The sequence below is a fragment of the Jutongia hominis genome (assembly GCF_014384965.1).
GTDB lineage: Bacteria > Bacillota > Clostridia > Lachnospirales > Lachnospiraceae > Butyribacter > Butyribacter hominis.
The window spans coordinates 15,845-31,211 of record NZ_JACRSW010000033.1 but is presented as its reverse complement, the minus strand read 5'-3'; the positions used below and the strand labels follow the sequence as shown (position 1 = coordinate 31,211).

12 protein-coding genes and 1 other RNA gene are annotated in these 15,367 nt (G+C 39.9%); 4 read left to right on the top strand and 9 right to left on the bottom strand.

Annotated elements, in window-relative coordinates:
• From H8700_RS10130 to tadA, 3 genes are all read right to left on the bottom strand, one after another.
• Entirely contained in the window at positions 1-2,352 is a 2,352-nt protein-coding gene (locus H8700_RS10130) for a DUF8509 domain-containing protein (RefSeq protein ID WP_249305539.1), read from the bottom strand.
• A gap of 259 nt (positions 2,353-2,611) precedes the next feature.
• Positions 2,612-2,876, bottom strand: an RNA gene (gene ffs, locus H8700_RS10125) — signal recognition particle sRNA large type.
• A gap of 108 nt (positions 2,877-2,984) precedes the next feature.
• Positions 2,985-3,482 (bottom strand): tRNA adenosine(34) deaminase TadA, encoded by a 498-nt coding sequence (gene tadA, locus H8700_RS10120; RefSeq protein WP_022141191.1) that lies wholly within the window; start codon positions 3,480-3,482, stop codon positions 2,985-2,987.
• A gap of 238 nt (positions 3,483-3,720) precedes the next feature.
• Between tadA and H8700_RS10115 the strand changes: the two genes are divergently transcribed.
• The gene (locus tag H8700_RS10115; RefSeq protein WP_022141192.1) at positions 3,721-4,284 is read left to right on the top strand and encodes a GNAT family N-acetyltransferase; all 564 of its coding nucleotides are present in this window, start codon (positions 3,721-3,723) and stop codon (positions 4,282-4,284) included.
• Between the two features lie 4 nt (positions 4,285-4,288).
• Here H8700_RS10115 and H8700_RS10110 read toward each other — a convergent pair whose 3' ends face one another.
• Entirely contained in the window at positions 4,289-5,428 is a 1,140-nt protein-coding gene (locus H8700_RS10110) for a DUF6128 domain-containing protein (protein WP_249305538.1), read from the bottom strand.
• Positions 5,429-5,729: 301 nt separating this feature from the next.
• Here H8700_RS10110 and H8700_RS10105 point away from each other — a divergent pair, with 301 nt between their 5' ends.
• Positions 5,730-6,563, top strand: coding sequence for an Mrp/NBP35 family ATP-binding protein (locus tag H8700_RS10105; protein ID WP_022141194.1), 834 nt, complete (start codon positions 5,730-5,732; stop codon positions 6,561-6,563).
• 212 nt (positions 6,564-6,775) lie between these two features.
• Here the strand turns inward: H8700_RS10105 and H8700_RS10100 are convergent, their stop codons facing one another.
• From H8700_RS10100 to H8700_RS10090, 3 genes are all read right to left on the bottom strand, one after another.
• Positions 6,776-8,443: a putative manganese-dependent inorganic diphosphatase gene (locus tag H8700_RS10100; protein ID WP_249305537.1), complete on the bottom strand. Its 1,668-nt coding sequence runs from the start codon at positions 8,441-8,443 to the stop codon at positions 6,776-6,778.
• 19 nt (positions 8,444-8,462) lie between these two features.
• Positions 8,463-10,934, bottom strand: a complete 2,472-nt coding sequence (locus tag H8700_RS10095; protein ID WP_249305536.1) for a tetratricopeptide repeat protein — start codon at positions 10,932-10,934, stop codon at positions 8,463-8,465.
• A gap of 69 nt (positions 10,935-11,003) precedes the next feature.
• Positions 11,004-11,813: a carbon-nitrogen family hydrolase gene (locus H8700_RS10090; protein WP_249305535.1), complete on the bottom strand. Its 810-nt coding sequence runs from the start codon at positions 11,811-11,813 to the stop codon at positions 11,004-11,006.
• 303 nt (positions 11,814-12,116) lie between these two features.
• On the opposite strand from H8700_RS10090, the gene H8700_RS10085 reads away from it, so the two are divergent.
• Both H8700_RS10085 and H8700_RS10080 read left to right on the top strand, forming a co-directional pair.
• Complete coding sequence (locus tag H8700_RS10085; protein WP_334299647.1) at positions 12,117-12,761, top strand: DUF4867 family protein; 645 nt, start codon at positions 12,117-12,119, stop codon at positions 12,759-12,761.
• 15 nt (positions 12,762-12,776) lie between these two features.
• Entirely contained in the window at positions 12,777-14,216 is a 1,440-nt protein-coding gene (locus H8700_RS10080; RefSeq protein WP_249305533.1) for an RsmF rRNA methyltransferase first C-terminal domain-containing protein, read from the top strand.
• Here H8700_RS10080 and H8700_RS10075 read toward each other — a convergent pair.
• Positions 14,211-14,807 carry a metalloprotease family protein gene (locus H8700_RS10075; RefSeq protein ID WP_249305532.1) on the bottom strand — a complete coding sequence of 199 codons (597 nt, stop codon included), beginning with the start codon at positions 14,805-14,807 and terminating at the stop codon, positions 14,211-14,213. The two genes, H8700_RS10080 and H8700_RS10075, sit on opposite strands and share 6 nt — an antisense overlap.
• A gap of 51 nt (positions 14,808-14,858) precedes the next feature.
• Positions 14,859-15,365 carry an acetolactate synthase small subunit gene (ilvN, locus tag H8700_RS10070; RefSeq protein WP_249305531.1) on the bottom strand — a complete coding sequence of 169 codons (507 nt, stop codon included), beginning with the start codon at positions 15,363-15,365 and terminating at the stop codon, positions 14,859-14,861.
• Positions 15,366-15,367: the final 2 nt, after the last annotated feature.

Below are 15,367 nucleotides of genomic sequence, written 5' to 3'. Positions count from 1 at the left end.
TTAAAATTCCAGATAGAAATCTCTGGTATGTACAACTTCTTCGGGCACATCCATTCCATCTTTCTGCCATACTTTGAATTTCAGATCGTATTCTTTTAACTTCTTACCGCGTTCGCGCTGGAATCTTGCCATAGCGTCGCGATAGATCGGCATATCACTTACTTTTTCACGAAGTTCTTTTGTAAATGGGCAATAGGTAGCCATAATCTCACGAACAGGTTTACTTAAACACATACCGCCCTGTGCTTCATGCCGGATCCAGTTCTCATAATCGCTAACAAATACCTCTCTTGTATTGTTTCTGCATTTCTGGATCTGCATCTTTAGCTTTTCTTTCTTATCTTCTGACAGATCTCTGTTCTTCTTATAAAATTGAATAAAATCTGCATACTCACTTGTAAGAGATTTAACCTGAATATTGTTCCATGCCGCTCCCTGTATCGTTCGGCAAAGCTCCCAACGAAAACGTCCGAACAATCGAACCATCTCTGCCTCAAGATCACTTTCCATAAAGATCGGCAGTAAAAATCTTCCTTTCGAAGTCCTGCGTCTTCCGCTTAATTCCTGCCACATAACGCCTTTATTTCCATATTCCGGAAGAACGATCACATCAGGAAATACTTCCTGCTGAATATATTCTTTTGCAAAAGAGCTTCCCTCTTTTGCATAAAGACTTTCTCTGTAAAATACAGAAAAGTCGATCTGCAGCAAACGCTGGATTGCTGCATTGATACGATCTTTTGCCAAAAAGCTCTTTGAAATTGAAGTCGTACAGCCTTCTGTAAATAAAAACGGAACGAATGCCGTAACCTGCGAAAACAAAAGGCGATGATTGGTTCGAAACATATTCTGGATCTCATATTCGAATTTTGCATTCAGATTCTTTGACAACGCCTGCTGCTGCTCTGCAGTAATCTGTCCGGTACGTTTCATATCTCGCAGGTTCTCATCATAATCCATATCGAATTCACTCTTAGATGGTTCTTTTTTGCCCTCTAAGATCAATGTGAGCCATTCCTTCATATCATATACATCACAGGCACCTGTTCCGGAATGAGATATATCCAGAGTTGCAAGTTCTTCTAAGATATCTTCCGTTATCAGACGTTCGCTTAAAAAGCCAAATCGAAGAAAAAGATCAATCACCAAAGGCGTTTTTTCCGAAGAATGATAGTCTTTCAAAAAAACGGCTTTATAAATCGGATAGTATGCTTTTAATATATTTCTGCGCAAAGTACGTGCTGTATCCTCTGTCGAAAATTTATCACCCAGTTCTTCAAATGCATGGATATAACTTCGAAATTCCTGCTCCTTTTCGCTGTCAATCTCTGCAAAAGAAAGAATCTGATCCATCGCATCCATCAATTCATCTGTTGAAACAAAATGGTCTTCCACAAGTGCAAATTCACCTGCATCACTCTGAGAAACAGAACCACCTAAAGAGGCATTCGAACCGTTTAACAATTCAAAATAAGTTTCCTCCATAAATTCATGATCAATTTGCAAATCAACTCCGGCACATTCTAACATCAGATTTTCCAAAGAATTGATCTGATCGATCACATCGTCTAAAAGAGAAGTGGCATCGGAAATATCTGTGCCCAGATGCTGTAACACGGTTGCCTGTTGCAAAACATTCATATACAGGCTTCTGTCATCAAGGACTAATGGACCTGCAAGTCCTTTTAAATAGACTGCATCCTTCTTACACTGTTCAAAAAGGCTGTTTACTACTTCAACCTGTTCTGTAATATGCTGTATAGTAATAACCATATTCGCACCAAAATAAGCTTTCCGGATTTCTGTCGGAAGCTCTGCACAAGCACGGTAATATTCAACTTTATCTAAATGCAATTCTTCTTCCGCTTCAAATACCGGAAGATTTTCAATTGATCTGAGTACATTGATCTGAGCTCCTGTCTTTTTTCCTATTGAGAGATATGTCTGGTAATAATCTTTCATATTCTGCCAGACATCATTGGTCGCATTTTCCAATGTATCAAAAATCTTAGAAATTTCTTTTATATATTTACTTAATGTCGATACCATCAAAGGTGCATAATCCTTATTTGCCTTGATTAAATTTCTGATCGTCGAAGACAGACTACCGGCCTCAAAAGCATATACTGCTAAATTCGTATCTGCTGTATATGTCACACGATGTACTTTTTCTGTCAGATCACATAAACCCAGAAAATTGCCGGAACCTATCACTGTTTTTACACCATCCGCCTGCACGCACACTCTTCCCTTGATCACGAGACCAATTTCCGTCACTTCGTCCCCGGCTTCAAATATATTTGTCCCCTTAATGATCTGATTTACATTGTTCCTTTTCAATTCCGCTTTCACAAACTACCTCCAGCTCTCCTATATACAAACAAAAAACACTCTATTTTCTATTATACAATTCTTACTGGAAACAGTCAATTTATTCTTCGACAAAAACGGTCAAAAAATTTGCAAAAAAGGTGCAACGTCAGCACGTTGCACTCCAAGAATTGCTAAAGCAATTCTTGTTGGTATACCACTACTACACGAGCAATTTCCTATTCCATAAAAAAAGAACCTTATACTTTCTTCACGATAAGCTTCGGTTCTACTAAAAAATCCGTGCATTCTGTGTTGAAAAAAACAATGCAAACGTTACCAATGCTGTTAACTCAGTTCCGGCAACCTTACGGCACACGAGAGGTCTCACTTAGTGCTGCTAGGTTCCCCTCCTGACACGGTTCATGAGTTCTCATTGCGCAAGACCAAAACTTCAACGCCACATACACTGGGCAGCTTTGCAATTGATTTATCCGAAACAGAACATCACCCCTGCTATAGCGGATTGCAGGTACAGGGTGCCGCTGACTCCCCGGCTAGCACGGAAATCTATTGCAATTTTCTTCTTTATTTTATACATAATGATAAAAAGAAGAAAAATTGTCACCAATTTTGCGAATGTTTTTTCATTATATACTGTCCCTTTTTTCATGTCAAGTATGCATCTTTTTTTCTTTCTTTCTCTGTCTCAGCTCCCGAAAAAAGTCTTTCATCATGATCCGGCATTCTTCTTCCAATACACCTGTTATTTTTTCTACCTGATGATTAAACCCCTTTTCTTCCAATATATTTAAAACGCTTCCGGCACATCCGGCTTTCGCATTCATCGCACCGATCACAACTTTTGGAATCCTTGCCTGCACGATTGCTCCGGCGCACATCGGGCATGGTTCTAACGTAACATACATGGTACACTCTTCTAAACGCCAGTCATTTAATTTTTTACTTGCTTTCTGAATCGCAATGATCTCTGCATGTGCAAGTGTACTGCCCATTTTATTTCTTTTGTTATAACCACGTCCGATAATCTTATCCTGATACACTATCACGCAACCGATTGGCACTTCATCGATCAACGCTGCCTTTTTTGCCTGTCTGATCGCTTCTTTCATATATTTCGAGTCGTATGAATCCCTGTTTTTTTCTTCCATTCTAATTGATCCTTTTCTTTTGACACACCTTTTAATTCTTAACCTTTTGACATTTCTATCGTATATAATATAATAATGTTGGCAGGTCAGACTGGGAGATAATCGTTTGTATAGAAACATACATCGCTATCCACTTCTGCCCCTGCATCATATAATAGTAACGAAATCAAATGTAAAAAGCAAGTCTCGTTCCTTATCCCGTTTTGCGATACGAAATTTGCAAAAAGTGAGGATTTTTATGCAGTTTTCATATGAAACAAAAAGACTGAATCTTATGATATTGTCGGCAGATAACGCCCCTCTGATACAGCATTTTTATCAAAAAAATGCTGCTTTTTTGGAGCCTTTTGAACCGGCTCGTCCCGAAAACTTTTATACAATTGCATTTCACAGATCAAACCTGTCCTGTGAATACCGTGCTTTCCTACGATTAACACATATCCGCTTCTGGCTTTTCCGGAAAGATGTGCCCGAAGAACCAATCGGTTCGATCTGCTTTAGTAATATTATGCATGGTGCTTTCAAAAAATGTATCATTGGTTACAAATTAGGAGAAGAATTCTGTCATTATGGTTATATGCAGGAAGCGATCAGCTTTCTAATCCCTATTGTTATGAAAGAACTGGATCTGCATCGTGTGGAAGCCTATGTACAACCTGATAATATGCCATCGATCCGTCTTTTGGAAAAATTGCATTTTGTCGAAGAAGGTTATCTTCAAAAATATGCTGAGATCCACGGAAACTGGACGGATCATCTGCTTTTCTCTTATCTGCGTGCAGATTCCTTACCTCGTTTCTGAGCGATTATGCTTCAACTAATCGGCGCACCCAGTAGCCAAACGCTCCTGTTGTCTTTTCAAATTCTCCAATGGTTAAAAATTCACAAAAGCCATACATTGCCGCTTGTTTTTTCTCTTTCTCATGATAAATTCCGGGAACACCGATATAATACCTCCGGTCATTTCCTTTCACAAAAATCAAATGCCTGTAACAATAATATCCATGTAACAAGAACCGGTTTCCTGACAACGACCATTCTGACATCGGTAAGCAGCCGATATCTTTTGGTTCGATCCGTACACAGCCTTCTATGGCATCTTCACAAAACGGATGCATTGTCGGAAAAGAACATAGAATCTTTTGTCCATAGTCCATCGTATGATCTTTAAACGGGCATGCGTTGCATACAGATTGCATCTGTATCTCTCCTTTCGCTGCTTCTTTTGCAGCCTCTTTGATCTCTCTTGCCATAGATGAATCCATTACAATTTCTTTAGATATTGCACTTTGTTCCTGTTGCGGTGCTTTAGCCTGATTCTTTATGTCTGCTTTTTGCTGTGGTGTCGCAACCTGGTTCTGTATTACTGCTTTTTGTTCCTTTGATGGTATAACTTGTTTTTGCATTTCGGCAGTTTGCTGTGGTGTTGTAAGATCCGGTATTTCGGCTGCCTGCGTTTTTTCTTCTTCCACCTTTCTTTTTTCCATTTGGAGCTTATCTTCGCAGTCATTCTGCCCTGCTGTGCCCGGATCCGTTTTTTTCCTTTCCATCGTCTCTTTCTGATATTCTTCTGGAGCCCCTTTATAAAAATAATCCTTCTTCCATGTTGTATTAAAGTAGAGATCAGATTGTATATCAATATAAATCCCATCCATATCTTCTATACTTTTTCCTGTTCCGAAAAGATCGTCCCTTTTGGTTTCTGACTTACATAACAGGTTCGTTCCTCTTGCATACATTTTTCCGATCATAATTGTCCGGATTCCATCTTCTTTCTGGCAATACAGATAAACACAGGGTGCATTTTGTGTCACAACAGCACGCATCTGTACCATGATCCGACATTGCATACCTCTCTTTTCTACTTTTGCATACCCGACATTTGCCAGTTTTTCCCCATTTTTATAGGAATACAGATAGGATACCATTCTCTCATATTGATTCATTCCAAAACCTTCCCTTCTTTTATTATGTACTCTGTCACATCAGTTATCTGTTCATACTATGTATGTATATTCAGGTTATGTAGCATAATAGAACGAAATGGTACAAATTTCTGTCGTCAGTACGGCTATAGTGGACTTTTTTTCGGCATCTTGCTATAATATCATTTGTTGCATTTCATCTGCTCAGATCATGCAGCAATACTACGACATAAGACACAGCCAATGATCATGAATTTCATATAACATGATCATGTTTTGTATTTTGTAACATGTAACAGAAAAAAGAAAAGAGGTATATACAATGAGTGAAACTTGTAATCATGACTGCTCTAGCTGCTCTCAGAGCTGTGAAAGCAGAGATCCAAAAAGTTTTTTAGAAAAGCCGCATGAAAAGAGTACAATCCGAAAAGTCATCGGTGTTGTAAGCGGAAAAGGTGGCGTTGGTAAATCCATGGTATCTTCTATGTTAGCTGCTAATTTTCAGAAGAAAGGATATCGTACCGCTGTAATGGATGCGGATATTACCGGTCCTTCCATCCCAAAAGCGTTTGGTATTACCGGTCGTGCGATGGGAAATGAAGAAGGTATTTATCCGGCTCTTTCTAAAACAGGAATTCAGATCATGTCCGTCAATCTGCTTTTGGAAAATGTAACAGATCCGGTCATCTGGCGTGGTCCTGTCATTGCCGGTACCGTAAAACAGTTCTGGCAGGAGGTTATCTGGGATAATGTAGATTATATGTTTGTAGATATGCCTCCCGGAACAGGAGATGTTCCTTTGACAGTTTTCCAGACAATTCCGGTCGATGGCATTGTGATCGTAACTTCCCCTCAGGAACTGGTTTCGATGATTGTTGCAAAAGCCGTAAAGATGGCACAAATGATGAATATACCGATCATTGGAATTATTGAAAACATGAGCTATGTGGAATGTCCTGATTGTAAAAAACATATCGAGATCTTTGGAAAGAGTCATGTTGATGAAGTAGCGGCTGAATATAATCTTCCGGTCCTTGGAAAAATCCCGATGACACCTGCCATTGCCGCTGCAAGTGATGCAGGCGATATTGAAAGTCTGGATGGCGACTGGTTTGCCACAGCCATTCCTGCGATTGAAGCAGCGTCAAAAGCATAGAAAATATGAGTGCAAAAGCACTTGGTGTATCAGGCTGCCCAGCAGTCTATGCTTGCACAGGCTAACCAGTCTACTCAGGGAGTATTGTCTTTATTACAGTAATGCCTTAGCATAACTTTAGTATGAGATATTGTATTTCATAACAATAAATGGAGCTATGATCTAAAAAATAAGACCATAGCTCTATTTTTATTTTTTCTGTATGATAAAGATCATTCCTGTAATGCTATCAGTAACGCCGGAATTACTTGTTTCTTTCTTGATACAACATGCTCTAGCACGATCTTTTCTGTATCTGCCGGCAACGCAAACGCTGCAATTGCAAGCTCTTTTGCTCCACTTCCTGCATAAAGCAGCTCTGTGCTTTCTTCCATGATGTTCGTCAGCATAAAATAGATCATTTCAACTTCATGTTCCACTAATGCTTTCTGTAAATACGGAATCATTTTCCCTTTGATCTCTTCAAGCTCTTTTGCTGTCATGGATGTAATTTGGCCTACGCCTAAAGTCACATCACCTAAAACAAACTTTTTAAAATCCTGATAGAAGATTTCTTCCGGTGATTTGGCTAATAAATTGCTTCCTGCCTGAAACATTTTCGCTGCATATTCTTCAGGTTCAATTTCTGCAATCGCAGCCAAAGCATAGGCAGCTTCTTTATCAATTGCCGTACAAGTCGGTGACCGGAAGATCAGTGTGTCAGATAAAATAGCAGAACAGAGCAGGCCTGCAATATCTTTTGGAAGCTCAATCTGATATTCTTTAAACATCTGATAGATGATCGTTGCCGTACAGCCAAGCGGCTGGTTACGGAAATATACCGGTCCTAACGTTTCCAGACTTCCAATACGATGATGATCGATGATCTCTAAAATCTGTGCTTCATCAATGCCATCAACTGCCTGTGCCGGCTCATTGTGATCGACAAGTATGACTTTTTTCTTTCTCGCTCCTAACAGACTTCTACGAGAGATCATACCAATATAACGTCCGTTCCAATCAAGAATCGGGAAATCACGATAACGCTTCTTTGCCATTGTCTCGCGGATATCATCAATAAAATCACTTCTGCTAAATGTGACCAGATGATCACTTTTCATAAAGTAACCGATCGGAATACTCTGATTGATCAGACGTGATGCCGTGAAAGTATCATAGGGAGTTTTAATGATCAGACAGCCATGGCTTTCCGCTAAGCGGCTGATCGTGTAAGATACCATTGCTCCATCACAGACAACAATGCATTTTGCACCCATTTCAATCGCACAAAGCTGTGATTCATAACGGTTACCCAAAATGACAATATCATCTTTTTCAATATAGCTTTCCATCAGATCCGGATTGGCGGCTGCGATCAGACATTTTCCGGAGCAGACTTTTTCATCCAGATTGCCATGTAACAATTCTCCATCTAATGTCTCAACAATATTGCGGATCGGTGTCTCTGCATTTGCTAATATGTGGCTGTCATACACGTCCATATAGGATTTTGCGATATCCTCGATCGTCAAAAGTCCTTTTAATGTACCTTTGCTTGCAACGATCGGAATAGTTTGCAACATTCCTTCTTTCATGATCTTCCATGCTTTTTTAATTGAAAGATTCTCATCAACACCTTCCACACAATTCACATCAATGTCCATAACCTGCGTACGGATATCTCCTAAATAATCAGGAATATCTATCTGAAAATAATCCAATACAAACTTACTTTCCGCATTAATCTGTCCGGCACGTCTTGCCGCATAATAAATCTTTTCTTTCTGATCCTTGGGAGCAGTTGCATTTTTCAAATATGCATATGCGATCGCAGAGCAAAGAGAATCCGTATCAGGATTCGTATGCCCGATCACATATACAATGCCATCTGTACTTTGCATGTTGCCACCTCCTGTCTCTTTAGAATGTATAATCTTCTTTCGTATATTCTGAAATATCAATAATGTACTTGAACTTCTTTGCAAGTGCCGGAACAAAACGGAACAACTGATCAAGTGTTGCTCCTTCATCGGCTAAGATCACGACAAAATCTCCATGATATTCTTCCATAATGGAAAATACTTTAGAAATCGTAGGAAATAACAGATCTGCTGCCCCGTTAATTAACAGACAGTTCCCTTTTAACTGACTCTGAAATTGTACCAGATCCATCTTATTCAGCTGTTCCGATGAAATCTTTGCAATTCGTCCAATGGATAAGAAACCGCTTTCTTTTAAGACACGGACAATCTGCTTTGAAACACCTACGATCCTGTCATCGCCCTGTCCCATTAATACAAAATGAGATGGATCTAATTCGCCACTGATCAGTTTTAAGATGTCTTTGAAAGAACGATGCAATGCTCTTGTCGTTGGCAGATCCGATGTATTAATCTCCGGTATACCGATATATTCATTCTCGATCACATGACTTTCAGGTGCTTCATAACCCTCAAGCGGAGAATGATATGCATCCGATACGATGTCCGTTTCTATATTGATTTCTTCTTTGCCTGCTGTTGCAATAGTTTCCTGTGGTGCAGGATCTTCCCGGCTCTCTGTCACAGGTATTTCCTGTGTTGTAAGATTTTCCCGGCTCTCTGTCACAGGTATTTCCTGTGTTGTGAGATTTTCCCGGCTCTCTGTTACAGGTATTTCCTGTGTTGTGAGATTTTCTTCTCTCTCTTGCATAGAAATTTGCTGTACAGCACTCTCTTTTTCATTGCTTTTGGTTGTTGAAGTGTCCTCGTCCGGTGTCACAGACTTTTCTGCCTCTTCTTTTTTGGCTGCGGCCTCTTTGACTGATTTGTTCGAATCATATCCGAATCTGTTCTCTCCTGCATCTTTTGCCGGCTGTCGGCTCTCCGTATTTTTATTCGTGATCTCTTCTACATCTAAAGGAATGTATTCTTTCTGAGCTGACCTTTGTGCTGCTTTTGTCATTCTGTCGAGTACATCCGATGCCAGATTCTGTCCTTCATTTAATACGGCAACTGCTTTTTCCTTTAATTGCTCACGATGTTCCATTTCATAAATTGCTGCAATTTCTTTGGCCAGATCCTGTGTAATGCCGGTTCCTGACTGTGATGGTGCTTTTGCAGCCGGTTCCGTCTTGGAATTTGACAGATGATCTTCTCTTTTTTTACTGACCTCTTTTTTCGTGGTTTCTTGTTGGGTCTGTTCCTTTTTTGATGGGATTGCTTCCGCCTTTTTCGATACTTTTTCGTCTTTCGTTACAGCCTCTTCGTCATAATCTAAGAAATCCTCTTCTTCTTTCATGACAAATTTTAAGATACTTGAAGAAAGTTTGTAAATGCCGCCTTTTTCTTTCTTTACATGAGGTTTTATCTCTGCTGCCTTTTTATTTTTTTTCGTATCCTCCGATACTTCCTTACTTTTTACAACCTCATTTTTTCCATTTATCTGTTTTTTGGTGTTCGGATTACTCTTCGATGGAACAGTTGCTTTTTTATCCGCCATTTCTTCAATAACATTGTCCGTTTTTTTATCTGAAGATAAGTCCACCGCTTTCTCTGACGCATCCGGTTCTGTAACAGACTTTTTCTCCCATTCATCTGTATCGGAATGTTCCTTTTCTTTCAAAGGTTCTTCATAGTCATCTTCATAATCGTCTTCATAATCATCCTCTGCGTAACGTTCTTCTTTACGCAATTCGCGTTCTCTTCTTTTTTCTTCTTTTTTTAGTTCTTTTTGTTCTTTTAAGAATTCTTTGATATCAGGAAGGGAACCTGTATCATCCGGGTTTGGTTCTTCTTTTTTGGGGGTTGTAAAATCCTTATCATCAATATAAGGCATTGGATCTTTCTCTTCTAAATGTTCGATCAGAATTTTGGCACGTTCAACAATCTCTCCAGATCCAAACCACAAGAGAATATCTTCGCATTCTCTTTTACATTCTTCTCTTCTTCCTGCTCTATGATAAAGCTTCGCTAATTCATATGCCCATTCTTCAATATATTCTTCCTGCTTTAACTCTTGCAAAATTTCGATCAATTCACCGATCGGCACACCTTTTGCCTTCTCAATACGATAACGCAGGATCAATGCATCTCGCTGGCTCGGATGCATACGCACATACTCCTGATAATAAGCTTCTGCATCATCCAATGCATTTGTCCGGATTGATAAATAGATCAACCGGTGAAGCACACGTCTGGTACGTGATTTACGGTAAATCCTAAGATAGGTTGCTTTTGCTGCATCATACTGTTCCGTCCTCGTAAAAACTTCCGCAAACACTTTCAGATCACTTAATGATCGAACCTGACGCATATCTAATGTCTGTATGACAGCTAATGCTTTTTTATATTTTCTTTCATCTACCAGATGATGTATCTGTGCAATTCTGATTGCTAATTCATATTGTCTCATAATGCTCCTCATTTCTGCTCTGCCAAATCGTATTGTCTGTTTGTCGTTTATGAATTCTGCATGGGAAAGCTAGCTTTCCTGTGTTGCGAATTCATAATGTTTCGTATAAAAGTCTTCCTGCCGGTCTTTTGCCGTTTGAAACTTTTCTCTTAATATCCACGCCTTGTCATCCAGATCACAGATTAAAACGCCTTCTTTTTCTTCCAGACAGCCCAGTACATTTCCGATCGCATCAACAGCCATACTGTCTCCGCTATATTCCAATCCGTCATGTGTACCTGTACAATTCACTCCTACAACATAAGACTGTGTTTCGATCGCTCTTGCCCTTAAAAGCGTTTTCCAATGATCCCGCCTTGATGCAGGCCATTCTGCGATCACAAACATAATATCTGCCTTTTTTGCTGCGATAGAAAAAACTTCGGGAAAACGTAAGTCATAACAGATAAAAAGTCCGATCGTCCTGCCAAGAAAAGGAACGGTTACGATTTCTTTCCCTTTTTGATAATATTGATCTTCTTTCCCATAAGAAAAAGGATGTATCTTCGTATATTGTGCAAGATCTTTTCCTTCTTTGTCCAACAAAGTAAAGCAATTTTTCGCTTTTTGGTCTGCTTTCTTTCCCTGTGCTGCCCATCCGTATCCGATTGCAACATGATATTGCCTTGCAAACCGTTCCATCTGCTGTCTTGTCAGCGAATCCTGTTCGGGTTCTGCAATCTTTTCGATGTTCATCGAAAAACCGGTAAAAGCCATCTCAGGAAAAAGGATCACATCTGCCCGCTTTTTTGCAGCCTCTTTTATCATCTGTTCTGCTTTCTGAAAGGATTGTTCTTTCTCCTCCCATACCATGTCGATCTGACCAAGTGCTATCTTCATATGGCTCTTCTTCCTTCCATCCTGACCTGTCTTAAAATATAAAATATATCGGGTTAATTATACCTTTTCTTTGCTCATATTACAACAATACAATCACGGTTCCCGATAAGATTTTTCCGTCTTTTTCTTCTTTTATCCCTCTTGGAACTATGGTATACTATGAAAGATAAGATAACTATGCTGTACGATTTCCTACAGTATAAAAAATAAGTTTTTTTGCAGCGCACACAAAAAACTTAAAAGCACGCACCGTTTGGCTCAAAAAAGATACAAACAGCAAAAAAATTGTGCGCAGAAAAGAGGATGATTATGAAAATTCAATCAGTAAATGACCAGGCTTTTGCAGCCTATGGAAAAGTAGTAAAAGGGTTTGATTTTTCTTCCCTTTTAGCAACATTAGAAGCAAATTCCGAGAAACCGGCAGATTCTGTGATCTATGTACCATCTGTTGATATATTGGAAGCAGAAAGTGTATTTAGCGAGATTCGTGATAATTGCTATGGTGGAATGCCAATTCAGATCGGCTATTGCAATGGTACTAATACAAAATTAAATTGTTTTGAATACCATCGTGACAGCGAGATCGATATTGCCGCAGATGATGTAATTCTTTTAGTAGCACGCGAGCAGGATGTGATCGATGGTCAGATCGATTCTTCCAAGACAGAGGCTTTCCTCTGTCCAAAGGGAACTGCTGTAGAGCTTTATGCTACTACACTTCACTATGCACCTTGCAGTGCCAAGAAAGCAGAAGGTTTCCGTGTAATCATCGTACTTCCAAAGGGTACCAATGAGGAAATGCCTTCGATCACTCCTAAGAACGACGAAGACAAAATGCTCTGGGCAGCAAACAAATGGCTTATCGCACACAAAGATACTGCCGAAGCAAAAGATGGCGCTCATGTCGGAATCACCGGAGAAAATATTGATATCATTGATCTGATCTAACAGAAAGAGGTTTACATGAATTTACCACAAGATTTTATAACACGAATGCAGGAATTATTAAAAGAGGAATTCGATTCATTTCTCTCCGGCTATCAAAATACAAAATCATATGGACTTCGCGTAAATCCACTCAAATATAACAAAGATCCAAAAGCCCTTCCTTTTACCCTGACTCCTGTGCCTTGGGCAAAGGAGGGCTTTTATGCTGTTTTTGAAGAACATCCGGGACGACACCCATTACACGAAAGCGGTGCTTACTACATTCAGGAACCAAGTGCAATGTCTGTTGCAAGTCTTTTGCAGGCAGAACCGGGTGATATCGTATGCGATCTTTGTGCTGCTCCGGGTGGTAAGTCTACGCAGATTGCCGGACATCTTGCCGGGAAGGGAATGCTTCTGTCAAATGAAATCTATCCTGCCCGCGCTAAGATCCTGTCACAAAACATTGAGCGTCTGGGTGTCGGAAATAGTGTTGTATGTAACGAGTCTCCTGACAGACTTGCCGATCATTTTCCGCTCTTTTTTCAAAAGATCGTTGTCGATGCTCCATGTTCCGGAGAAGGAATGTTTCGAAAGGATGAGATTGCGATCAAAGAATGGTCTTTGAATCAGGTACAAGTCTGCCGAAAACGTCAGGAGATGATCTTAGAATGTGCGGATCGCATGTTACAGCCGGGTGGTGTAATGGTATATTCTACATGCACATTTGCTCCCGAAGAAGATGAAGATATCATTGCGTGGTTTTTAGAAAATCATCCTGACTACATGGTAGAAGACTGGAAAGAATATCTGCCAGATAACTGCGGTTTAGAAAGCGGACGGACTGCTTTTCTATGCAAAGAGTATGACGATTCCATTCTTAGGCAGATTCCAAACACCTTGCGTCTATGGCCTCATAAGCTTTCCGGGGAAGGTCATTTTGCAGCCCGGCTTCGAAAGAAAGGGACGATAACAGACATACCGGATAAAAAACGCCAACGAAAAAAAGCTCCAAAAGAGCTTGCTGACTGTCTTGCTTTTTTGAATGACTCTTTAATCGTTTCCGATCAGGAAGACAGTGCATCTGCCGGTATCGTAAAAGATATGTTATCCTGTACCGATTACAATCGTTTCCGTTTCTTTGGCGATGCTTTGTACTTTTTACCGGAGAAGTCATTTTCTCTTGATACCCTAAAAGTACTTCGTGCAGGATTACATCTTGGTACGCGCAAGAAAAACCGTTTTGAGCCGGCTCACGCACTAGCGATGATGTTGCAGGAAAACCTTGTGAAACAGTCACATTGTTGTACCGAAGCAGAAGCAACGGCATATCTTCATGGTGAAACCATACCATGTGATGCCTCGATGAAATCATGGACACTTGTAACCTATCAGGGTGTCAGCTTAGGTTGGGGAAAAGCACAAAACGGTATTTTAAAAAACCACTATCCAAAAGGATTGCGTATCTTTTTATAACATCGGAAAGGAAATGCCAAAAAATGCAAACAGGTTGATCTTACTAAAAAGAAAGATCAGATAACAGATCACGATTGAAAGCGGCATTCCTTTCCATGCATTTTTGATATCCTGCGTACTCATATTCATATGAAAAAAAATACTGATAAAAAGATAGCCTGTCAGAATATAATGCCACTCTTCGATGCAATGATAGCGCCATACCCATGTCAGCAGGCATAAGCTGATACCACCGCAGATCACCGGTGCAATGCTGGAAAGTGTCATTTGAAGTGCCTGTATCACCACATTACCTCTCGTATAAAATTCCACACAGCCAAGCTGGTTTCCTCTGACATGAAAAAGTTCGATCTTTGTTACTTTTGCTCCCGATAATGTTGCAAACAAGGCATGTGCGAGTTCATGATGCACTGTTCCGATAAAAGTCAGTCGATTTCGTACAAAAAATGCTACACTCCCGCCAAAAAAAAGTGAGATCACCGCTGTCAGCAGGTTACCAAAACCTTCTACGACCAGACCAAGTCCAAAGATCAGAACCGGAATCAGCAGAGCATTGTATAAGGGAATCAGATACGCATTATTCCAATCCATGAAAACCTCTTTTCTCTCAAATACAGGATTATCTGTTACTTTCTGCTTTTTCTATCTTTCCTGTGTAGATACCGCTTCGATCGCAACGCTGCCGCCACGGACTACTTCCACACGATTGATAAAGGTTTTGTTGAATAAAGCGATCATGTCATTATTGGCATCTTCTGTTTTGACACATTGTACAATGATATGGTTTCTGTCATAGTCAATGATATCAAGAGAAAATACCTTTGCTAAACGGAATACTTCTGCCTTATCTTTTTCTGAGCAGCTAGACACTTTGATATATAATAATTCTTTTTTATGGATCGGTACTTCCGTAAAATCAATGACTTTGATCACTACCACACAGCGGTTTAACTGCTTGATGACCTGTTCAAATGTTACATCGTCCATTGTCATGCCGATCGTCATACGAGACACGGTCGGATCTTCTGTTTCTCCGACGGTAAGGGTATCCAGATTATATGATTTTCCCGATAATAATCCGGAAATTTTAGCTAAAACACCAATTCGGTTCTCTACATAAAGAGAGATACATCTTTTCTTAATCTCCATAC

Bases quoted from the DNA above. Each gene is read 5' to 3' on its own strand.
- tadA (WP_022141191.1), bottom strand. From the start codon at position 3,482: ATGGAAGAAAAAAACAGGGATTCATACGACTCGAAATATATGAAAGAA.
- H8700_RS10115 (WP_022141192.1), top strand. From the start codon at position 3,721: ATGCAGTTTTCATATGAAACAAAAAGACTGAATCTTATGATATTGTCG.
- H8700_RS10110 (WP_249305538.1), bottom strand. From the start codon at position 5,428: ATGAATCAATATGAGAGAATGGTATCCTATCTGTATTCCTATAAAAAT.
- H8700_RS10105 (WP_022141194.1), top strand. From the start codon at position 5,730: ATGAGTGAAACTTGTAATCATGACTGCTCTAGCTGCTCTCAGAGCTGT.
- H8700_RS10100 (WP_249305537.1), bottom strand. From the start codon at position 8,443: ATGCAAAGTACAGATGGCATTGTATATGTGATCGGGCATACGAATCCT.
- H8700_RS10095 (WP_249305536.1), bottom strand. From the start codon at position 10,934: ATGAGACAATATGAATTAGCAATCAGAATTGCACAGATACATCATCTG.
- H8700_RS10090 (WP_249305535.1), bottom strand. From the start codon at position 11,813: ATGAAGATAGCACTTGGTCAGATCGACATGGTATGGGAGGAGAAAGAA.
- H8700_RS10085 (WP_334299647.1), top strand. From the start codon at position 12,117: ATGATTATGAAAATTCAATCAGTAAATGACCAGGCTTTTGCAGCCTAT.
- H8700_RS10080 (WP_249305533.1), top strand. From the start codon at position 12,777: ATGAATTTACCACAAGATTTTATAACACGAATGCAGGAATTATTAAAA.
- H8700_RS10075 (WP_249305532.1), bottom strand. From the start codon at position 14,807: ATGGATTGGAATAATGCGTATCTGATTCCCTTATACAATGCTCTGCTG.
- ilvN (WP_249305531.1), bottom strand. From the start codon at position 15,365: ATGGAGATTAAGAAAAGATGTATCTCTCTTTATGTAGAGAACCGAATT.